This window comes from Luteolibacter algae (assembly GCF_042683045.1).
Classification (GTDB): domain Bacteria; phylum Verrucomicrobiota; class Verrucomicrobiia; order Verrucomicrobiales; family Akkermansiaceae; genus Luteolibacter; species Luteolibacter algae.
Window position 1 is genome coordinate 355,305 of record NZ_JBHUIT010000031.1, and the last position, 21,476, is coordinate 376,780.

General features: G+C 50.8%; 23 protein-coding genes. 19 read left to right on the top strand and 4 right to left on the bottom strand.

The features are described 5' to 3' along the window. Window positions 1–657, top strand: coding sequence for a phosphopantothenoylcysteine decarboxylase domain-containing protein (locus ACFSSA_RS13830; RefSeq protein WP_386821122.1), 657 nt, complete (start codon window positions 1–3; stop codon window positions 655–657). Next, window positions 654–1,088, top strand: a complete 435-nt coding sequence (gene rpiB / locus ACFSSA_RS13835; RefSeq protein ID WP_386821123.1) for a ribose 5-phosphate isomerase B — start codon at window positions 654–656, stop codon at window positions 1,086–1,088. Before ACFSSA_RS13830 ends, rpiB begins: the two co-directional genes overlap by 4 nt. On the opposite strand, the gene ACFSSA_RS13840 is transcribed toward rpiB, so the two are convergent. Further along, window positions 1,077–2,222, bottom strand: a complete 1,146-nt coding sequence (locus ACFSSA_RS13840) for an aminotransferase class I/II-fold pyridoxal phosphate-dependent enzyme (RefSeq protein ID WP_386821124.1) — start codon at window positions 2,220–2,222, stop codon at window positions 1,077–1,079. The genes rpiB and ACFSSA_RS13840 overlap by 12 nt on opposite strands. Next, entirely contained in the window at window positions 2,223–3,116 is an 894-nt protein-coding gene (locus ACFSSA_RS13845; protein WP_386821126.1) for a D-alanyl-D-alanine carboxypeptidase family protein, read from the bottom strand. Window positions 3,117–3,518: 402 nt separating this feature from the next. On the opposite strand from ACFSSA_RS13845, the gene infC reads away from it, so the two are divergent. Both infC and ACFSSA_RS13855 read left to right on the top strand, forming a co-directional pair. Further along, complete coding sequence (infC, locus tag ACFSSA_RS13850; protein WP_386821128.1) at window positions 3,519–4,169, top strand: translation initiation factor IF-3; 651 nt, start codon at window positions 3,519–3,521, stop codon at window positions 4,167–4,169. Window positions 4,170–4,174: 5 nt separating this feature from the next. Beyond that, the gene (locus ACFSSA_RS13855) at window positions 4,175–4,882 is read left to right on the top strand and encodes an HAD family hydrolase (protein WP_386821130.1); all 708 of its coding nucleotides are present in this window, start codon (window positions 4,175–4,177) and stop codon (window positions 4,880–4,882) included. Between the two features lie 25 nt (window positions 4,883–4,907). Here the strand turns inward: ACFSSA_RS13855 and hprK are convergent, their stop codons facing one another. Further along, window positions 4,908–5,873, bottom strand: a complete 966-nt coding sequence (hprK, locus tag ACFSSA_RS13860) for an HPr(Ser) kinase/phosphatase (protein ID WP_386821132.1) — start codon at window positions 5,871–5,873, stop codon at window positions 4,908–4,910. Between the two features lie 125 nt (window positions 5,874–5,998). Between hprK and ACFSSA_RS13865 the strand changes: the two genes are divergently transcribed. Continuing rightward, the gene (locus ACFSSA_RS13865; RefSeq protein WP_386821133.1) at window positions 5,999–6,409 is read left to right on the top strand and encodes a YkvA family protein; all 411 of its coding nucleotides are present in this window, start codon (window positions 5,999–6,001) and stop codon (window positions 6,407–6,409) included. Window positions 6,410–6,411: 2 nt separating this feature from the next. Further along, window positions 6,412–7,161, top strand: a complete 750-nt coding sequence (locus tag ACFSSA_RS13870; protein WP_386821135.1) for a hypothetical protein — start codon at window positions 6,412–6,414, stop codon at window positions 7,159–7,161. Window positions 7,162–7,168: 7 nt separating this feature from the next. On the opposite strand, the gene ACFSSA_RS13875 is transcribed toward ACFSSA_RS13870, so the two are convergent. Continuing rightward, the gene (locus ACFSSA_RS13875; protein WP_386821136.1) at window positions 7,169–8,053 is read right to left on the bottom strand and encodes a tyrosine recombinase; all 885 of its coding nucleotides are present in this window, start codon (window positions 8,051–8,053) and stop codon (window positions 7,169–7,171) included. A 221-nt stretch (window positions 8,054–8,274) separates the two neighbouring features. Here ACFSSA_RS13875 and ACFSSA_RS13880 point away from each other — a divergent pair, with 221 nt between their 5' ends. From ACFSSA_RS13880 to ACFSSA_RS13940, 13 genes are all read left to right on the top strand, one after another. Next, window positions 8,275–8,925: an ATP-binding cassette domain-containing protein gene (locus tag ACFSSA_RS13880; RefSeq protein WP_386821137.1), complete on the top strand. Its 651-nt coding sequence runs from the start codon at window positions 8,275–8,277 to the stop codon at window positions 8,923–8,925. Between the two features lie 25 nt (window positions 8,926–8,950). Further along, window positions 8,951–9,718, top strand: a complete 768-nt coding sequence (locus tag ACFSSA_RS13885) for a hypothetical protein (RefSeq protein WP_386821138.1) — start codon at window positions 8,951–8,953, stop codon at window positions 9,716–9,718. A 31-nt stretch (window positions 9,719–9,749) separates the two neighbouring features. After that, window positions 9,750–10,676 (top strand): hypothetical protein, encoded by a 927-nt coding sequence (locus tag ACFSSA_RS13890; RefSeq protein ID WP_386821139.1) that lies wholly within the window; start codon window positions 9,750–9,752, stop codon window positions 10,674–10,676. A gap of 19 nt (window positions 10,677–10,695) precedes the next feature. Further along, window positions 10,696–11,967, top strand: a complete 1,272-nt coding sequence (locus tag ACFSSA_RS13895; protein WP_386821140.1) for a type IV pilus twitching motility protein PilT — start codon at window positions 10,696–10,698, stop codon at window positions 11,965–11,967. Window positions 11,968–12,046: 79 nt separating this feature from the next. Then, window positions 12,047–12,508: a hypothetical protein gene (locus ACFSSA_RS13900; protein ID WP_386821141.1), complete on the top strand. Its 462-nt coding sequence runs from the start codon at window positions 12,047–12,049 to the stop codon at window positions 12,506–12,508. 129 nt (window positions 12,509–12,637) lie between these two features. Then, on the top strand, window positions 12,638–14,410 hold the full coding sequence (locus tag ACFSSA_RS13905) for a hypothetical protein (RefSeq protein WP_386821142.1): 1,773 nt from the start codon (window positions 12,638–12,640) through the stop codon (window positions 14,408–14,410). A gap of 4 nt (window positions 14,411–14,414) precedes the next feature. Beyond that, window positions 14,415–14,948, top strand: coding sequence for a hypothetical protein (locus ACFSSA_RS13910; protein ID WP_386821143.1), 534 nt, complete (start codon window positions 14,415–14,417; stop codon window positions 14,946–14,948). 7 nt (window positions 14,949–14,955) lie between these two features. Then, the gene (locus ACFSSA_RS13915; RefSeq protein WP_386821144.1) at window positions 14,956–15,672 is read left to right on the top strand and encodes a hypothetical protein; all 717 of its coding nucleotides are present in this window, start codon (window positions 14,956–14,958) and stop codon (window positions 15,670–15,672) included. A 35-nt stretch (window positions 15,673–15,707) separates the two neighbouring features. Further along, window positions 15,708–17,507 carry a type II secretion system protein GspD gene (locus ACFSSA_RS13920; RefSeq protein WP_386821145.1) on the top strand — a complete coding sequence of 600 codons (1,800 nt, stop codon included), beginning with the start codon at window positions 15,708–15,710 and terminating at the stop codon, window positions 17,505–17,507. 21 nt (window positions 17,508–17,528) lie between these two features. Next, window positions 17,529–18,110 carry a hypothetical protein gene (locus ACFSSA_RS13925; RefSeq protein ID WP_386821146.1) on the top strand — a complete coding sequence of 194 codons (582 nt, stop codon included), beginning with the start codon at window positions 17,529–17,531 and terminating at the stop codon, window positions 18,108–18,110. Between the two features lie 18 nt (window positions 18,111–18,128). Next, entirely contained in the window at window positions 18,129–19,826 is a 1,698-nt protein-coding gene (locus ACFSSA_RS13930; RefSeq protein WP_386821147.1) for a GspE/PulE family protein, read from the top strand. A gap of 40 nt (window positions 19,827–19,866) precedes the next feature. Next, window positions 19,867–21,003, top strand: a complete 1,137-nt coding sequence (locus ACFSSA_RS13935) for a type II secretion system F family protein (protein ID WP_386821148.1) — start codon at window positions 19,867–19,869, stop codon at window positions 21,001–21,003. A 49-nt stretch (window positions 21,004–21,052) separates the two neighbouring features. Further along, window positions 21,053–21,466 (top strand): hypothetical protein, encoded by a 414-nt coding sequence (locus tag ACFSSA_RS13940; protein WP_386821149.1) that lies wholly within the window; start codon window positions 21,053–21,055, stop codon window positions 21,464–21,466. Window positions 21,467–21,476: the final 10 nt, after the last annotated feature.

The following is a 21,476-nucleotide window of genomic DNA, read 5'->3' on the forward strand; positions in this document are numbered from 1 at the left end:
ATGAAAGTGCTTATCACGGCAGGGCCCACGCGGGAGCCGATCGATCCGGTCCGATACCTGACGAACCGGTCTTCCGGTAAGATGGGTTATGCGATCGCGAATGCTGCGGCGCATGCCGGACATCAGGTTTTACTGATATCCGGGCCTACTGCTTTGGACGTGCCGGAAGGTGTGGATTTTCTCCAGATCGAATCCGCCGAGGAGATGTATCAGGCTGTCGCCGATTATTTGCCACGTATGGATGCCGGTATTTTTGCGGCTGCGGTGGCGGATTATACACCTGCGGTTGTACCGGAACAGAAGATCAAAAAATCGGACGACTCGCTGACCCTGAAGCTGGTGAAAACGAAAGATATCCTTGGCTCGGCGAGGGAGATCATGGGCTTCAGGGGTTTTCTCGTTGGCTTTGCGGCAGAGACTGAAAACGTCGAAGAAAATGCCAAACTGAAGCTTCAGAAAAAGGGCTGTGATTTGGTTGTAGCAAACGATGTCTCCCGAAGGGATATTGGTTTTGATTCTTCGGATAACGAGGCGATCCTAGTGTTTCGTGATCGCACGGAATTATTTGAAAAGGCACCAAAGCACGATCTGGCGATGTATATTGTTTCCATGATCGGCGGTGCCGGGGTAACAACGTTCAAACATCAAGCCTCATGAAAATTGCATTAGGATCGGATCACGCGGGATTTCAGCTCAAGGAGGTGGTCAAAGGGCATTTATCTCGTCTTGGGCATGAGATTCTGGATTTTGGCACAAACGATGGGAAATCGGTGGATTATCCTGATTTTGTCCGCCCGGCAGCAGTTAGTGTCGGCACGGGTGAGAGTGATCTCGGCGTGGTTTTCGGAGGCAGCGGTAATGGTGAAGCGATCGTGGCAAATAAGGTGCCCGGTGTGCGTTGTGGAGTTTGCTGGGATTTATGGAGTGCCGAGCTTACAAAAGCGCATAATAGCGCAAATGTGATTTCACTCGGAGGCCGGGTTGTTTCCGAAGAACTGGCCCTACAAATCGTGGATAAATGGTTGGCGACGGAGTTTGAAGGGGGCAGGCACGCGGCTCGGATCGCTAAGATCGAATCAGCCCTTTAATATCTGAGAAAGCTGATCCGAAAGTTTTTTTACCGTATCCAGTGAATGGCCTGCCGATACAGTAATTCTCAGTCTGGCGGTATTTCTCGGCACCGTGGGAAAGCGAATTGCAGGAATCAGAAAGCCTGCATCCTCAAGTGCGCACGAGGCATCAAGGGTGATCCGGTTCTCTCCCAAAATCATTGGAATGATAGCGCTGGGGTGACCTTGTCGAAGCTGCGAGATGTTTTTGAAAAGCTTTTCTCTCAATGCTTTGCCCTCCCCGGACCGAATGAGTTCTATTGCTGCGGAAGCCGCATGCAGTAGGGCGGGTGGAGGAGCAGTTGTATAAATAAAAGGACGGGCGCGATTGATAATCAGATCAATCCACTCGCGATCTGCTGCAAGATATCCACCGGAAAGCCCGACTGCCTTGCTGAGGGTTCCCATTTGGAAATGAATCCGTGATTGCACTCCCAAGGCTTCTGCCAGACCCATGCCCGTTTGCCCAAGGACCCCGATGGCGTGCGCCTCATCCAACAGAAGGAGAGCGGAAAACTCTTCGCAGAGATCTAGTATTTCCCGCAACGGACATAGATCTCCATCCATCGAAAAAACCGATTCGGTGACGACAAGGATTCGCGCTCCAGCATGTTTTGCGCGAATTTTTGCGAGTAGCTGGGCGAGTTTCGCGGTGTTATTGTGGGGAAAGACTCTCAGTGTAGCCTCTGAAATCCGTGAGGCATCTATCAGGGATGCGTGCGCAAGCTTATCGAGAACAATGAAATCTCCTTTTTCCGCGACAATAGGAATGACCGATAAGGCCGTAGAGAATCCGGAGGTGAAGGTGAGGGCTGCCTCAGCGTGTTTTGCTTCCGAAAGTGTCTCTTCCAGATGCTGATGAGCGGGCGAGCTCCCGGTTACCAGCCGTGAGGCGCTCGCACCTGCGCCAAATCTTTTGATACCTTCGATGTATGCAGTTGCGACCGTTGGGTGGGAGGCCAGCCCGAGATAATCATTCGAGGCGAAATTCCAGAGCTGCCTGCCATCCCGGAAAACCCTTTCTCCACCAAGCGTCTCTGTCGGGACGAGAGCCCGCAAAAGTTCCTGCTTGGAGAGCTGTGCAAGCTGGCTCCTTGGAGAGGTAGGTTCCATCTACTGTGCGGCAGGTCGCTCAAGAGCCCATCGCATGAGCTTTTCAGAATCTTTCCAAATATTTGGCGTGTTGGATTTCAAGACCACGCAGATGACAGAGCGGCCGTTGAGAGTGCCAGTGGCGATGAGGCAGCGGCCTGCGGCATTGGTTGTGCCTGTCTTCATTCCATCGCAGTAATCCACGGTTTTGAGCAATTTGTTGGTGTTCTCGATCGTGCGCGTGCGGCCATCATTGTATCGGAATACGAAAGATTTGGTAGCTACGAAGGAACGAAGAAGGGGGCTGCGGTAGGCGGCACGGGCGGCGATTGCCATATCACGCGCTGTGGAATATTGGTTGGGCTCCGTCAGGCCGTGGGGGTTCACAAAATGAGAATTTTTCATGCCGAGCTGGGCAGCCTTCCGATTCATCAGATCGGAAAATCCTTCGACGCTGCCGCCGATATCCCTGGCCAACGCACGGGCGACATCGTTCGCGCTTTTTACCATTAGCACTTTGAGTAGCTCACGGCGGGTATATTTTTCACCGGGTTTCAGGTAGAGTTTGGTTGGCTCGCAGCGGGTATCGTAGGAGCTGATGGTGACGACTTGATCAATATTTCCCGCGTCGAGCACGCACAGAGCGGTGATCAGCTTCTGGGTGGAAGCGACCGCACGGACGGAATCGGCATTTTTCGCGTAGAGGTTCCTCCCGCTGGCGATGTCCACAATCAGCACGCTTTCCGCAACCACTGCCGGTGGCGGTGTGCGGGGGATGCTGGCAATCTGTTGTGGTGAATTCTGGGCAACCTGATTGCGGAGAGGAGGTGGAGGATTGCCGCCGCATGAGGTGATTGTAAAAATGACACCGAGCGTGAAAATTAGTGGACGTGCGAGGGGACGCAAAAAGGTCATGGCGGGACAATGCGGACTGGGCGGGCGGCGGTCAATATCGATCACAAAGGCATGCGGCTATTCCGCGATCATAATTTCATACTTGCGCAAAAGCCGGAAGCTCGCTTACTTATCACCCAAGTAAAGCATCCAGTCAGTTGGCAGCAGCTGGTTGACACTTTTTACCAATGACTTTTTCGGAACGAATCCCCACTCATTTAATCACCGGCTCCTTGAGGCGGTGTGGGTCTTTTGTCACTTTTTCATGACTTTTCGTTTCAGTCAGCATTTTAATCATTTCTTCGCTTCGCTATGCTGTAGTGCTCTTGCACTGTCGTGTATCGGAACGTCGCATCAACACATCCGGAGGATAAAGCCATAGCTAGACCACAGAAAAACAACAACAGGGGTCGTTACCGCGATATGACGCGGATTAACGATCGCATCCGCGCACCCAAAGTCCGAGTCGTTAACGCAAACGGAGATCAGCTGGGAGTGATGTCATCACGCGAAGCTCTCGCAAAAGCACAGTCCGTAGGGCTTGATCTTGTGGAAATCGCGGGTCAGGCGGATCCTCCGGTATGCAAGATCATCGATTACGGGAAATACAAATATACCCAGGCAAAGCTGAAGAAGGGTAAATCGAAGGCATCAACCCGTATGAAGGAAGTGAAATTCCGGGTTGGAACCGGCGAGCACGATTATAATATCAAGCTTGGCCGTGCGGAAACTTTCCTGGAAGGGAACCACAAGGTGCGTTTCGTCCTCCAGTTCAAGGGACGCGAAAATGCGCACAAGGACCTCGGTTTCGTGGTTCTGAAGCGGATTATCGAGGACTTGAAGTCCATGGCGGCCGTTGATCAGCCTCCACGTCTCAACGGACGTGCGGTGGCGATGATTCTTTCTCCGCTACCAGCTCATCAGCGTAAGCGTCATTTCCATCTCTACCATGGTGAACTCATCGAAGAAGATGAAGAGGATGGTGAAGTGGAAGAAGACGACGAAGACTTCGATGATGCTGACGTTTCCTCCGAGGAGTCCGGGGATGTGGAAGACGAAGAAACCAAGGCCTGATATTCATGGCGGATGATCTGAAAAATCTTCTCGAAACTTTGAGCCAGGGTTCCGAACCCTGGCTCCTTTTGTTCGATATCGACGGCACATTGGTTGATACCGGAGGAAAGGGAATGGCTGCTCTACGGAAGACCGCCATTGAGGTCTTCGGAAGCGATGGACCGCCACTTGATCTGGCTGGTTCCACTGATCTAGGGATTTTGGAAAATCTTTACGTCCATTTTGAAGTGGATGCGACCGAGGAGCAAACGCACAAGTTTTTCGAAGCCTACCATCGCCATCTGGAGGCCAGTTTGGAGGGAAATCCGGCAGATGGAAGAGTGCTGGAAGGAGTTATCGAACTCCTAGAGCTTTTAGCTCAAAAAGAGCATGCCCAGCTGGCTCTATTGACAGGCAATACCGAATTGGGCGCTGCCATAAAACTAAAACACTATGGTCTGGATCAGCATTTTAGTTTTGGCGCCTACGGCTCGGACCGGGCGGATCGGAATTTGTTAGGGGCGATCGCTTTGGAGCGTGCGCTTGCTTTTACCGGTCGAATCTATGATCCGCGTCAAACCTTGATTATTGGAGATACTCCAAAAGACATTGCTTGCGCACATGCGATCGGAGCCAGATGCCTGGCGGTTGCTACCGGGCAGTTCTCCGCCCAGCAGCTAGAGCAGGCTGGCGCGGATTGGGTTTTAGGCTCACTGAAAGATTTTTCACTTTAGGCAAGACTCCTTTCCAGAAGGGAAATCATGGGATCGGACCTTTGTTTACAGACATGTGGTGGAGAAGTTTTTGGTTGAACTCATCCGCCATATTGTAGCCGAGCCTACGCAATTGTTGATCGAGCGCGGCAATAGCAACCATCCTCGCTGTATCGCGGCCGGGGCCCACGGGCACTTCCACATGGACAACTTGTTGGCCGAGGAGTTCGTAAGTTTTTGATTCGAGTCCTACGCGGTCCACTTCGTTGAGATCCGCCTGCGGTTTCAAGGTCACGACCAGATCAAGACGCTTATCCGGCCGGATTGATGCCAGGCCGTATAAATTTGCAACGTTGATGATTCCAATTCCCCGGATTTCCATATAGCCGCGGGATAGATCGGGCGCTGTGGCGATGAGTTCGCCGCCCACATGTTTGATGCGCACCATGTCATCCGCCACGAGAGATCCGCCACGTTCCAGCAAGCCGATGGCGGTTTCGGATTTTCCGGATCCACTTTTACCGACGATGAGCACGCCTATTCCCCGCATATCGACCATGCAGCCATGGATGGTAACCGTAGGAGCGAATTCATGTTCCAAGCTAATTGTTGCTGCATTGAGAAACTTCATGGTGATCTGGGAAGTGCCGAACACCGGGATCGAGTGTTCTTTCGCCACCAGCATAAGTTCCGGCCCAAGCGCTGCGCCCCGGGAAACGACAATGCAAGGAATGTCCCGTTCGCACATTCTCCGGAAGCGATCAATGCGCATCTCTTCGGGCAGTTTTCGTAGATAAGCCATTTCCAGATTCCCCAGGACCTGGACTCTCCTTTTTGCAAAATAGGAGAAAAAACCCGCTAGCGCCAAACCCGGGCGGTTGACCGCAGGCTCGCTGATCACCCGGTCGAAACCGACCCGCTCTCCCATCATCACCAGTTTCAATGAGGACGAATATGCCTCAAAAAATTTCTCTACCGTGATCGATGCCACGGTTTTAACGCGTTGTGCCATAGATGGGTCTTATCAAGCGCTTTCCGTGTCGGCACGCCAAATCGAATAAGGAGAAAAAACTCTCATTCTCCGGCAAAAGCGGTGATTTGATTTTGCAACCTGATGAGTTATCTTGGCGGCAAGTCATGAAATTTCCCAAAATCAACAAGGCGGCCATCAAAACTCACATGCCGGAAGCTTTTTCCGTATCCGGGTTCTGGCTTGTGATCCGAAAACTCTCTAAAAAAGGGGGACGTAAGATCATGGCTTCCGCTCTGACCTTGTATTATTGCATGCGGGATCCGGAAACCCCGGCGTGGGCGAAAAGCGTGATTTTGGGTGCCTTGGGATATCTGATATTCCCGATGGATTTCATTCCGGACGCCATTCTTGGAGCCGGCTTCACCGATGACTGGAGTGTGATTCTTGGTGCAATGGCCGCAGTGGTGACCCACATAAAGGACACGCACAAGCAGCAAGCGTCCGAACTCACCGATAAAATCCTGGGTGGGGGAGATGGAGACATTTCGGTGGAGAGCCCGATTTCGGTTGAATAAAAATGTTTCACCTGACGTATAAACACGCAGCCAACCACATTGTCATGATTCTAAAATCGCTCCTCATTTCATCGTTCCTATTTGCGGGAATTGCTCTAGGGCAGGTTTCTGTCAACGAGGCAGAGCTTGGTAAGTCTCTTGGCGGATGGAAACAACGTGCCGGGCGCGCGGCTGAATATCCGCTTTCGGGGACGACCTACCGGACTTATCGTCCGGAGGTGACTCCCACTCCGGACGGCGGAATTTTTATCTCTCTGCGTATTGATCATGTCCGCGGTTGGTTGTCTTCCGATGATCACGCCATGCTCGAAATCACCGTGGACGAGAAGGGGACGATCATTTCCGCGCAGTCGAGTATTGCGATACAGGGGCGCTCCGTCACCAGTGATCTAATACGTAGCGGAACCGATGCAGGGCAGGAGCTTGCCGGCGTGGATCGAGCTGTGCAGGTGGGGACGGATTTGATTGCCGATATTTCTGCAAAAATGCTTCGGGAAAAAATTGTTGAAGCGGGCAGGGTTTCCTTTCCGGCAGCGCTTCGGCACAATTACAATCTGCTGTTCCAGGCTATCCGCACTGAGCCCGTTCCGCCCAAGCCGATCATCGTAAATCCGCTGAACCTCCCTGGCGCACCGCAACCTAAGTCCGACCCGAAGGCTGAGCCCGCAGCATCAAAGAAGTCCAAGGGGCTCGAAATCAGATCCTATGGAGGTCCGGAAAAACCGGAACTTACTCCGGCGAAAAAGGACTGAGTGCTTCTTAGCCGCGGGGATGCAATCTCCGATGCATATCCTTTAGCCCCCGGGTGCTGACATGGGTGTAGATCTGGGTGGTGGAGATATCGGCATGCCCCAGTAACTCCTGGATTACTCGTAGATCAGCGCCTCCCTCAAGCAGGTGTGTCGCAAACGAATGTCGTAGTAGATGGGGATAAACTGTCGTGTCTATTCCTGCTTGAATTGCCCGCTTCTTGACGATTTGACGAATTCTTTCAGGAGTCAGTGGGCCGCCTCGCACACTTAGAAAAATATGGGAGGAGCTGTGCTTCTTGGTCAAAAGCGCACGCTCATTCTCCAGATAATTTTCGAGGGCTTGCAGTGCTGCATTACCGATACGAACCACCCTGGTTTTATTGCATTTCCCTGTGACTCGCAGAAAACCCTCCTCCAGATCCAGCCATGGGAGAAGGGAATCGCATAGCTCCGCAAGGCGTAAACCGGACGAATAGAATAACTCCAATATAGCTTTGTCTCTCTTATCCAACAGTTTCTCAGTGGGTAGGTTTTCCAGCCATGCCATGATCAGAGTCGGGGACAGAGTCTCGGGAAGTTTTCTATTGGAATTAGTGGCATTCAGAGGCTCTGCGGGATCCATCGGGATTTTATCGTGCAGGTGTAACCAGCGATAAAAAATTTTAAGATGAACTGTCGCCACCCGTCTGGAGGATGCGCTGATTCCGCGGGCTTTCTCATCCTTTAAAAATATTGCCAGATCTTCCGTTCCTGCTTCTACAAACGTAATTTTACTTTTTTCGGCCCACTTACGTAAACCCGTAAGTGTCTGGCCTACCGAGAGCTGGTATGTTTTTGACAGTCCTCGCTCGACGGCGAGAAACCGCAAGAATTCATCAATCTGAGTTTCCATCAATCTGTCCGATAGCAAACCGTCCCGATATGAGCACGATAAATTTTAAAATATTCAGGAATCATTGATCGCTCAGAATCTACGATATTTAAAAAAATATTGCGCAATTGTCCGTAAAATCTACCATTAAAAACATCAAACCTTTCAAGATAGTTAATTTATCTTGATTAAATCGTAAAAAACATTAGAACCGCAACGAATCGTAAAGGAATAACGACTCTATGAAATCCCCCACACCATCCATACGCCTCGACTCCGGTCTGGCAATTGGTTACACCGCGCCACTTGCGACTTTTGAAAAGTCCGTGGAGCTTGGCGGTGGGACGCATTTTCTGCTGGCCCGGAATGGAAGAGGGAAATCGACGCTGCTCAGGACTATAGCCGGGAGCCTGAAGGCGCTGACCGGAGATTACTGCGTAGACGGTTACATGCAGTATTTGCCTGAGGATATGCGCTTTGATCCCGAGGTAACGCCAAAAGGTATTTTGAAAGCTCTTTTACCAAAATCCAGGCAAGAGGCTGCCTTCGCACTGGCAGATCGGATTGAACTGGATGTGAACAAAATCTATGGACGTCTTTCCACCGGTAACCGCCGTAAGACCGCGTTGATCATGGCCGAGTATTCGGTCAAGCCGGACTGCGGTAATATCCTGCTTCTTGATGAACCTTTTAGTGGCCTCGATGCCTTTGCCCGGGAGGCATTTGAAGAGATGTGGAACTCATCTGATAAGAACGTCCTGCGGCTTGTTTCATGTCATCCAGATTACGATGCGATGGTCATGCCGAGTGTTCTCCTCATCGAAGGAGCAAACATCAGTCATCACAGTGGAGCGGATCAGAATTGGTCCGGACTCAAAGCCCTCCTCAATTAAGTATAATTTTCCGACAACAACAATCATGAGACTTTTCAAACTGACTTTTACAACCATCTTTCGCAAGAAAGCGTGGGCGATCTGTCTTTTTGCAGTGGTTGCTCTTCCGTTCGTGTTGCCAATGATTTCCAGCGCTTCAGAAAAGCCGATTCTTGTGCAACCTGCCCGCATTCAGGCCGCATGGGGAACGTTATTAGTCTGCTCAATGCTATGGGGATTTTTCTCCGCTGCTCGTCTTGGCGAATCGAATACAAGATCCGGGACCGGAGAGTATTTCCGCACGACCGGTGTTTCGGGAACCCGGCAGTTGTTCGAAATTTGGCTCGCGCTCTTCGCTTTCATTCTGCCGTTGGCACTGATCACAACGGGGATCTGCTTGTTTGCGGCGATGCCGGCGGACTCTGGCGAAAAAGGAATGTGGTGGACGTTGAACCTGCAATATCTGGCGCTGTTCCTACTGGTGGTGGCTCCACTCCTCGCACTTGCCTGTGCCCTTGCCTCACGGTTTGGCGGAATCTCTGGGTTTGGCATTACGCTCTTCATCGCTCTCTACGGGTTATACGGGGTGGGCTATTTGGATAACATGCTCAAGCTGGAGGCAAACGCCGCTCTCCAGGCTCTCTGGCTCTACTCTCCCCAGTATCGCTTCGCAGATTTGACGCAGCGCCTCTATTTCAAAACTGGCGCACTCTCAAGCGAGGTCTTCGCCAATATGGTGCTCTATTTCTCAGCCATTCTCGCAGTCAATGTCGGTATTTCAAGGCTCTGCTTCCGCACAAGTGCCAATGCCTGATTAATGTAAATATTTCTTCAACTCCGTCGTCATGAAATCTATCTCAAATATCATCTCCATCGCTCTCATTGGGTGCGGTGCGGCTGGATTTGTGTTTGCTTCCGGACCGCTTCTGAAGAACCGGGATATTGATGTCCCTTTGAATGTTTTAGGGATTAACCACAGTCCCTATGGAGAGGTGTTTGCTATGGCGATGCAGGGGCCGATCGATAATTACTGGCATGCTACAGCGGATGTCGGCCATGTCTGTGAAGATCCGGAGCATTGCGAACATCATCCGGTTAAGGATACCAAGAGCAAGGCTTCCAACGAATCGTTAGCGCTGGATGACAAACTCAGAAATTTTATTGAAGGACTTGCCCAGGGGCTCGAGGAAAGAACCAATCCGAAGTCTGCGTCCAGCGCACACAAGTTTTTCATCCGAAGAGGTATCGAGGATAAACTTCGCTTTGCATACAATTTGGATCCCGGACATTACGGGAACTACAACGCTTACCATTTTTTCCTGACCGAGCCCCAGCTGGGAACGCGACCGGAACTAACAGCCGGCGCTGCCAAGCTAGCAAATCACACGATCACGTATTGCCTGAATCAGCGCAATGATCCCCGCCAGGCTTTGACTGCCGCCGCCGCTGCCGGAAACGTGGTCGAGCTCATGCTGAATGATCGGCTCATCCATGACCAGAATCCCCGCTATACCACCGCTCAAATGCGGAACGTGTTAAAAGTCATGGATCAGTCACTCGCCCTCTATGCGGAACTCTCCGAAGACTGGTCTGTGAATCACAAATGGGAAAACCTTTCTGAGATGCGTGTCACTGAGGCACTTGAGCGGTTTAACTTTGTTTTGAAAATCCGAAAAGCCCACGAGGCATCCATAAGCCGTCTCGAGGGACTTCCATTGGATCGTAACTTCAGTTTAGGCACATCGATCGTCACCGACTCCACTGCCAATTAAATTTCCTGACTACTTTTTTATGCAAACCACCCAAGCACCACCACTTCCACCGAGACCGGTCTCGGCTGCAGCTACGCTGCGGTTTATTCCGGGAATGTCGGGGCGTGATTTGCTTGGTATAATTTTCCGGGTATGTCGTGAACTTCGGGTTTCTGATATTCAGATGCGGTCCGGACGTCCGGTATATATCCATACCAACAAAGGTATGGAGAAGTTGGATTTCCTTGGCGTTCTCACTGCCGCGAACATGGATGAAATTCTCAAAGAGCTCATTCGCAACCGCGAGTCAGCATCGCATGGGTTTGGTAACGCCAGTTCTGTCGAGATGCGTGTGGAGGATAAAATCAGCCAGGCGATCGAAGAGTTCGCCGAAAAAATGGTGTCTGATTTTTCCTGCGATGGAATCCCGATGGGTGAAAATGGAGAACGTTCCGGAAGGCTGCGGATCCAGGCTCATCTTTCTTCCTCGGGACTAGGCATCACATGCCGGATATTGAATGATTTCATCCCCGGAATTGATACCCTTGGTATTGATCCGGACACGGTAGATACATTAAAGCACAGTGTGTTGAAAAGAGCGGGGCTTTGTCTTGTGACGGGGCCAACAGGCTCCGGAAAGTCAACAACACTTGCTTCCTTGATTGATTGGGTTCGCCAGAACCATCCGAAGCATATCGTCACTGTCGAGGATCCCATCGAGTATCAGTATCCAGACGATATGGATGACCCCATCTACCCGGGGCACCGTATTCCTTCGCCGTCCATTGTAACCCAACAAGAAGTCGGCCGGGATGTTAAAAACTATAAGCAGGGGTTGAAGGATGTGCTTCGTAAGGCTCCCCACATCATCCTTCTGGGTGAGATTCGCGATCGCGAAGCGATGGAGACCTGTATGGAAGCTGCGCAAACCGGTCACCTCGTGCTGTCCACCTTACATACTACGGGAGCTGTAAAAACTATTGGCCGTATTCTGGAGCTTTATCCTCGGGAGAATCATCCTTCAGTGCTTTCCCGGCTCTCCGAGATTCTGATTTTCGTGCACTCGCAAGGTCTCCTCAATGGGATAGAGCGAAGAGTGCTGACCTACGAGTTCCTACAGAACAACGATGATGCGGTCGCTTCCGCCATCACCAACTACGATGGCGGCGCGAGATCGCTGGAGGATGTGATACGCCGGGCCGGCAACATACAGTGGGATGCGAATCTCCAACGCCTGTTGAGAAACGGACTGATCTCACACGAAACTGTTGAATCGGCAAAAATGGACCGAACGAACGACGATACTATCTGAAAATTTATACACTTTCCTGGAAACCGCCTCTCCGGCTCCTCCTTGAAAAAAACAAAACAAAACAAAACAAAATATACACATGAAACTGACTAACACCCAAAACGTGAAAGCGACCAAGTCCGGTATGACTCTCCTTGAGCTTACCGTTGTTATCCTCGTCTTGCTTTCCCTCATCTCCATCCTTTTCATCGGCGCACGTGCGTGGAAAAAAGGTTCCGACCGTGCAGCATCCATCCTGCAAATCCGCAACGTTCAGCAAGCAGTTCGTTCTTATTCCAATATGAACGGCAAGAACGCTGGTGATACTGACGCTGATCTCAGAACCGAAATTTTTGGTGCGGGAAAATTCATTGAAAAAGATCCTACTGCGGGTGCACATCCAGCAGGAAGCAACTTTAGCTACAAGATTGCAGAGCCGACCACTATTCCAGATATTGGTTCGCTGTATATGGCAGTCGAAGGTGCCGCTGCAGACGAAGAATCTGAGCCAACCGTAGGAGTCGACTACATGCCAAAAGAAGGCACCTACGGTGACTGGTGATCACAATAGCGGCAAAGTCATTGCCGTATAGACATTCTTCGATCCGCTCCAGTCCTTTGGAGCGGATCGAAATTTCATTTGAGATCCGGATTATTCAATCCGCTTTTAACGTTTAAATATCCCACATTCTTGTCCTCTTTCGAACATCCGACATCGTTGAATGTCTTCCAGCGGTTCCGCCAAGCCTGCGAGATCCATCGGGAAAGCAGTCGTGCAAGCCAAGCTGCCTGGTATCAGAACGCATTGGAATTGGATATGCAGCTGCACATCAGCGTAGACGGGACAAGGATAGAATCGTTCTTTTACAATCGCTCGAAGAATGAATGGAGTGATGGCCCGGCTATCAATGATGAACTTTTCGTTGATCCGGAGCAAATTTCAGTTTTCGCCGCACAGCTTCAAAAGTATGTGCGGGCCTCGAAGGGGAACTCGGTGGGAGTGGTCCTACATATCGCCGACGAGTTTGCGACTGCCGAACTCAAGCAGAGTCTCGATAATCCTGCTGCCTTGTCCGAGCTTCGCGAGACAGCTTATCACAATCCGGGAGAAATTCTCGATGACTCCTCGGTTCCGCCCGACCAGGGTTCCTGGCGGGTTCTTCCATACCCAGCGGCAGGTAGCGAGGTGATTGCCACTACAATATCACTTACCAGGAGCCTAGAATTTTTTACAGTTGGCCTCCGGAACTACGGGAATGATCATAATTTTCCGATCATCACCCAGGCACTCAGTGCGCCATTGATTGCGATCATGGGACTGCCTTCGATCATTGATTTTGGAGGCGAAAAACCCGTCGTCGCAATCATGCAGTATCCGTGGTTTACGGCGATGGCATTTTTCAATGAACACGGGGATCTCAGGTTGCTCAGAGCTCTACAGCATCGCGGCTTGCGGCGTCCTTCCAATTTCCGTCATGCGGTTTTGGCGACGAATGCTGCTTTGGAATTTGTTGATCCGGATATCCATATTCTTCCTTTGGGTGATGAGATTGATCCCAAGCTGGTGGAAGACTTGCAGAAATCGTTCCCGGAATCGATGGTGAAGCTTACGAGCTATCCAGTAGTCGAGCCTCTTCCTTCATGGTTGCCTGAGCCAATGTTGGCCGTGCAATCCCCTCCGGACGAAGTTCCGGAATCGATGAGCCAGACGTTCAAGATGTTACTTGTGGAAAGGTGGCCTCATCAGGATTTCCTTCCTGCCCTCAGAGAGGCGGCTGAGGTTTTTCCGACCCGGAATGAGATGCGCCTGGTCAAATATTTGAAACACGGGCGCGTGGCACTATTTTGTTTAACGCTACTAAGCATAATTTGGCTGGGCTTCTCCGTGGCGACGATGATCCGTAGGCCCGAGTGGACGTTCAATGCGGACGAGGCCAGATCCATGCAGATGCGAATGGGGACCCTCAATAAACAACGGCAGACTTTGGATCACTGGAACAATCTGCTGGAGGATCGCTCGAAGGCCTGGAGTTCCATGGAGGCAATAGCTAGACTTTTTCCGGCGAAATCCGGTTTGCTGGTCAAAGGTGTCGACCACACGGTTCGTCCTGACTCGGCACCGGGACAAAAGAAAATCGGGTTCGTCAAAGAATGGGTGGTGACCGGCATGGTGAGGGACGAGGCGCTTGCCTATCTCAACAGCCTGAATACACGGGAGGGTATTTCAGCACATTTCTCAGAGATTGCAAAAGTGACGGGAAATCTTGCCTACGATCCCACTCCGGTTACCAGGACGCTGGTCATCAATGTGAAAACAAAAGAGAATCCCCAGTTTCACCAGATGCCTGCAGAAGACATTTTCGATGGCGATGAATCGACATATCCATTCTCATTTACACTCACGATCACGCAACGCTTTGAGTCAGGCGATGTTATGGCAGTGTCTGCAGTGAAAGCACCATAAATGTATGTATAAGCAATCTATCATCATCTTTGGCTTGATTATTCCACTCCTAATCACAGGCGTTTTGATTGGCGGATGTATTTTCGCAAAGGGGAAAATCACAGCCTCCTTCGACAGAAAAATTCAATACTACTCAACGCACAAACAGACCCAGATGGGCGCGTTGGCGATCGAGGCGATGCTCAGCAAACAAAAGGCTAGTTCTGACAAGTGGCAGGAGCTCCTCAAAAAGGAGACATTTTCACTGGTGACAACCAATTTAAGGGAAATCGCAGAGGACCTTCCGCCGAAGGAGTTCCAACAAACCGCGTTTGAGCGTTTACCCAGAGCCACTGGATTTGGTGCGGCAAGTGCTCAGAAATCTTCTGGAATGCAATTCAATTTCCGGGGAACTTATAGAAGCGTGCAACGCGCATTCCTGGAGCTTGAGACACGTATGCCTAATCTTCAGCTCCAGGAGCTGACGATGAGCCCGATCGGTCCTAATGATCCTTCACTTCTCAATTTCCAGGTCGCATACACTGCCTGGGAGAACTAAAAATATTATGGAAGCTGTATATAAACTGGCAAATTTCAGTAGTCCACGCCTCTCCGGAAGCGGCGCGAGGATGCTGGTTTTATATGCTGTAATTTGTAGCGCGGGGTTTTCGCAAACTGCGGATGTTTTCAAAACCGATAAGATGATGGAAGGGGATGGAACGCCGGTTAGCAAAATGAATAATCTGCCGCCGCCGGGACCTGTTGACACCCAGCCATCGAGATTTGCCGGACAAGATGTGGATCCGTATATCCGCGCCCGCGCAGCAGTATTTTCGATGAGAAATAGGGCGACCGATCCCTTCGGGTTGTTCCAGGATCCGAACTCCGCTCCCAAGATTAACAAAATGGCGAATTTGCCCCAGAGGCGACCCTCGGCGCTCCCGCCAACTCCACTGGCAGACATCATCAAGATGATCAGGGTTACGACAATCATGCCGGGTGAGAAAAAGTTTCTGGTTGGCACCCGCTCATTTAAGGAAGACGAGGAATTTCCTCTGCGTTTCCAAGGTAGCGAAATGCGCATGAAGGTTATGGAAGTGACCACCCAGAAGATCGTTTTCCGGAATCTCGATACAGGAGAAACAGCCGCTTTGGAAACCGAAATGCTACCACCTGGCATGGTGGCTGGCGGCGATAAGATGCAACCGCCGGGAATGGTGTCACCTGTGGAGAATATGCCACTCGATCTAGGTGTCGATCAGTCCTTTAATCCTAGAAATTAAAACCAGTTTTTTGCGATCCCGCTAAATCCCTTACCATGAAAATTAACCCGAAATACTTGCTCGCCCTGCTTCTGTTCCAGCTGGGAGTGGCGGTTTCATCCGCACAGGAAGATCTTCTCTCGGTGGTGAAAGAAGAAATATCTGAGCCGACGCCAGCAGATATCTCCGAGGTTCCGACTTTGCCGGAACGTTCTGATTTGGAGAATGAGCTGCCGGAGATTGGCGCGGATCCCGCCGATCTACCTCCGGTGAATCCCGAGCCGCCGGATAATGCAGCAGGATCAGCTCCTTTCGGACCGCTCGAAGATCAAAAACGGGAGATGGAGGAAACTTCGGAAGGTTATATCATCAAGGACGCGGGTCTTAACGATATTTTTCAATTCCTGGCCAAGTCCGCCGGTCGGCAATATTTCCATAATCTTAAGATCAACGGTCCGGATTATATGGTGACCGGGCATCTGGATGATGGGAATCCGCTCAACCAAATGGAGGAATTGGCGTTCATGTATGGCCTGTCGCTCCATACGAAGGGAAATACGATCTATGCTTTGACACAGGCCCAATTAAGCCAGCTTCCAAGCGCGGAATACCATTACCAGCTCCAATATCTGAGACCTTCGGATATCGAGCAAATCAAGGAATTGATTAAGCCGATGCTCACTCCGGGAACCGGAATTGTAAATTTTGAGCCTAAGACAAATACGGTGATTATTATAGATACGGCGACTCGTATTGAAGCTGCCCAAAATCTCCTTCATGGTATCGATAAGGCGAAGGGGCAGATAATTGTTGAAACAAAGATCCTTCGCATCAATTCCACTTCTGGTGAAAAAATGGGAGTGAATTGGTCGCAGAATCTGGGTGATGCCGGGGTGAGTCTCGGCGTTACAACTCAGCTAGCTGATATTTTCGGCCTTCCAGCTCCAGTAGGTAGCGATGTATTCGGTGGTTTGGGAACTGAAAGTATAGTTCTGGCACCGGCTCAGCTAACAGGTCTACTGCGTGCATTGGACGAAGGCGGAATATCCAACCAAGTCTCCAACCCAACTCTTATCACCGAGGATAATGAGCAGGCGACCATTTCGATTATTGATCGTATTCCTATCATCACTTCCACCTCAACGCCGAGCACTACCGGACAATTAACGGTGACAGAGGAAGTTCGATATAAGATCGACACCTCGGATAAAGCGATTACGGAGGATCCTGATAATCACCGGGAAATTGGTATATCGATCGCCGTAACTCCCACCCTACTGCCGGATGGCACAGTCCGTATGAAAATGCGTCCGCGCTCCGCCCAAATCACAGGGGAAGTTGTGGGAGTCAGCTTGAATGGGGGAGTCGGCAACCGGTATCCGCGTGTGACAGAATCCATGGTTGAAACACTGGCGCGTATTCCTGATGGAAATTCACTCGTCGTTGGAGGCTTTTACGGGGAAGTTCAGTCAAAAGACAAAACCAAGGTTCCTTTGCTGGGGGATATTCCAATGCTGAATTTCTTTTTCAAGAGTAAGGAAGCCAGCAAGGAGCAAACATCACTCGTATTTATTGTGACGCCGACATCGTATGATCCCGCAGATGTCTCTGCCAACAGCAGAACCAGTAATCTGGTTAAGGGAAAAACCGTGCTGCCTTGCGATTATGATCATATAGATCCTTACAATCCCGGGCCTGCCCACGAGCCAAATCTCAAACGTACAATTCGTGGGATGAAACCTGCGGAAGCTCCTTATTATCCACGCGAGGACGAGTTCCAATCTGCTCCAACCCGAGAGCCTGTGGAAGCGGCCGAGCGCACCAAGCCGAAGTTCAGCCGTGCACGGCGTCGGTAATTTCCACTATTCCAGAACTCCATGAACTCATCTGTATTTCAAGCAGCCCCGGAATTCAGCGCTCGCGCCGAAAGGAAATCCGAAGCTGAACTTGTGGAAATTTGTCTTGTGCGGACTGCCGAGGCTTTGAGCGCAACAGGTGCGGCCGGAGATCCAGATATTTTCAAAGCTCTGGATCAAGTCCGGAAATCCCGGTCTGCGGGAAAGCCAATGGAGTTAATTGAGACTTTGGCCCGTGTGATTGGCCATGAAGAAGAACACATTGCGCCAGTGATCAATAGTTTTAGCGATGCGGTTGCTTCGACTTTGCATCCTGTGCCGCCTTCGATTCCATTTGCCAGTAAGCTCATCGCGCCTTCGGCATTTTATGATTCTTTCGAGTCAATGCATCGGCTGGGAAAACGCCTTCTGACGCCGGTGATTTTTGCCGAAGATACAGATGCGATAGGGATGGCATCAGTGAATCCGATCGCAGCGGCGATGCTTGGGGAGGAAATCCATTATATAGTCGGGAAACGTTTCGGAATCCGCCCCTTCATTACGACCGCCCGGATGGATTATGAATCATGGGCGTTTCTCTGTCGCAAACATTTCGAACTGTAATTTTTATATTTAATATCCGTGATCGATTTTGATGGCATATCATTCAATGAGTTAATCAGCCGACGCATCATGACCGAGCTTGCCGGTCACGATCCGGGCTTTGCTGATCTGGACCAAGATCAGGTGCCTAACCGTGTGACCCGCTATAGCTTTATGGCCGCTGTCGCGAAGATCAATGGACTGCCGTTTTTTCCGAAGGTCGCCGAGTTTTGTGATGCATCTCTGCATACCTATTGCGATGCGACAGTCATGACCCGTGGTTTCTTTGCACCGTTATGTCTATCCGGAGATAACAAACTGGTGGTGGCGACCGCTAACCCATGGAGCCCCCTTGCGGAAGAGTATCTAGCCCCGCGTTTTCCGAACTTGGAGTTGGTGAAAATCGTCACATTGGCCTCAGAGATTTCCCGGGCCATTGAGTCCGTGGGGACCAATAGTGGGCCCAGCCGTTCCGATCTGGAGGCGATCGATGTGGAGGATATGGATGATGGTATCCATGACTTTGATGTTACGACGGATTATAGCGAGCCAATGGCACAGCTGATCGCGACAGTCATGTCGGATGCGGTCCGGACCCGTGCTTCTGATATTCACTTCAAGGTTGAGAAGGAGACATTCTATTACGCCTTCCGGGTGGACGGAGATATCGGTAGGAAAGTGGAGATACCGATGAAGTTAAAAGATCGGTTGGACGCATTTTTGCTCAATTTGATGAAACTTCCGACGGAAATCCGCAATACGGTGCCGGGGATTTCCGGCCGTTTTACGATTTCTTATTTCCATCGACCCATTGATATTCGCTACGAGCGGCATAGAACATACCGCGGTTACCATGTGACGATGCGCTTGCTGGATAAGAGCAACATCAACGTAACTTTGGGAAAAGGAACCTTGGCCTTTGATGAGGAAACGATGTTCGCGCTCAATAAGGTGATGAAAATTCCTGCAGGGATCATCGTGATGTCCGGCCCGACGGGATCTGGTAAATCGACAACGCTCAACGCAATTCTGCGCGAGCTGAACAGACCGGAAGTGAATATCCTGACTCTGGAAAACCCTGTGGAGGACGAAGTTCCCGGTATCACCCACTGTGACCTGAAAAGTCCTAAAGAGTTCAAGCCGATGATCGCCTCGTTCATGCGATCCGACCCGGACATCATTCTTATGGGTGAGGTTCGGGATTTGGAATCGGCGGAGCTCGCGATCGAAGCTGCCGTTACCGGGCATAAGGTTTTGACCACGATCCACACCCCCCGGGCTTCCCAAATTATCGAGCGCTTCGAGCAGCTGGGAATTGAGCGCTGGAAGATCGCTCAAACCCTCAAAGCCGCGTGCGCCCAGCGTCTTGTGAAGTTACTCTGCCCTTATTGCAAGGAGGCCGCGAATGGTATCTCGGAGTTGGATAGAAAGACTTTCAGTCTGGATGATTCATGGGCACATGTCTCAATTTTCAAGGCACACGATGACGGGTGTGGAGAATGCCGCAATACAGGATACTCCGGCCGGACCGCTATTCTGGAAATCATTCCGATTAGCCCCAAAGTTTCCGATGCATTGTCCAAAGGTGAAATCACTCCCTATGAGCTGGAGGTAAAAGTCGCGCAGGAAGGGATCTTGCCGAATCTTCGCCGAAGCGGCCTCCGTCTACTGAAAGAAGGAAAAACCGACCTTGCTGCGATCAGTAAGGTTATCGACATGACATATACAGATGACTAGTGCCTCCATTCCCTCGAAAACGGCGGCGACTCCGTCTCGTATGAGCCCCCCACCTCAGAAGGCCGGGCTGGGCAAGCCAAAACAAGGGCCTGAAAAAAAGCAGATCACGTTTTTCAACAGCCCTGGAAAGCCGAAGGAATTTACCAAGAAGGAACAAGTCGACATGTTCCGTGGTATCGGATCGATGCTGCGAGCGCAGATCAATACCGCCGACGCACTCAAGTATTATACCCAGGGTCTGCAGAATAAGAGCATCGTCGATTCCCTGAATGCCGTCAGAGAGGATATCAATGCGGGTATGAATGTTCACGAGGCATTCCGCCGGACCAAGCGCTTCAGCGAAACGATTATCGGCCTGATCCAGGCGGGCTCGGACGCTGGTCAGTTGCATGAGGCATTCCGTTCTCTTGCGGCCCGACTTACCAGCGAGCTGCATTTCCAGAAAGCGATCAAGAAAGCCACCGTCATGCCCGGTGTCATCATCGGAGTGCTTACCGGTGCTTTCGTCATTTCACAGGTAAAGATCGTTCCCCAAGTGGAGGAAATGCTCACCGGAGTCGGACAAAAGCCAGATGGCCTGACGGCGATCTCCTTCAAAGTCAGTCATTTCACCCAAGATACCTGGTGGATCTTTCTCCTGATCGTGATTGGGATTGCGATAGCGATTGTCCGCTCGAACAAAGTTCGCGAGACGATCCTGGGTATTGCTATGTCCAGATGGCGTCTTTTCCGCCTGCTCATCATGTCCCTGAGACAGATGACTTTTATTTCAACCATCCGGTTGCTGCACTCGAACGGGATCAACCTTGCCAAATCGATCCGGGTTTCCGCAAACAGTGTGATGGGAACGCCTTTCTACAATGAGCTACGGGAAGCAGCGGATAAATATGAACACTCTGGTGTGCCGCTTTCGACTGCTTTTGCAAAATACACCTCCGTGGATTCTCAGGTCACCCACATGCTTTCTATCGGCGAGAAATCGGCATCCCTTGACTCGCAGTTGGATATGCTTACCGAGATGTATGAGGAAGATGCGGAAAATCACATGGCGGCCTTTGCAGCCACAGTCAATTTCGTGGTTTTGCTAATAGCCGTTGGTTTGATCGCAGCAGTTTTCGTCGGAACTTTCCTTCCGATCTTCCTGATGGGGCCGAAGATGATGCAAAGCGGGATCTAGATCCTACCGTGGATGGCGCAAGTATCGATGCCTCAATCGTATTTCTTCTATGCAACTCACAAAATTCGACCGCTGGCTAAAAGAGAAGTTCGTTTACGAAATCCAGATCCTCACGTTGCGCCCGCTGGATAATGTGCCCAAGCATATACGACATATCGAGCTCCCTGAAAAGCCGGGCAGGAGATACAAACATCTTTATACGACAGGTCGTGCGAAGGCTGCCAATGAGATGCTTGCGGGATTGAAGGAAAATAACCAGATGTTCACCACCAAGGTTGTCGATAAAAAGGCCTGGTGGGTGGAATTCGTTGCTCCAAAGGGAAAATCCGTAACCTGGTATTTGGTTTCCGTTTTCCTGATGATGGGCGGGCTTGCTCCGGTAATTATTTGGATAAGGGGTCTCCTTCAGAATCCGGAGTTCATGAAAAACATGAAGGAATCGTTGGAGATTCTTAGAGGCTAGAACCAATCTT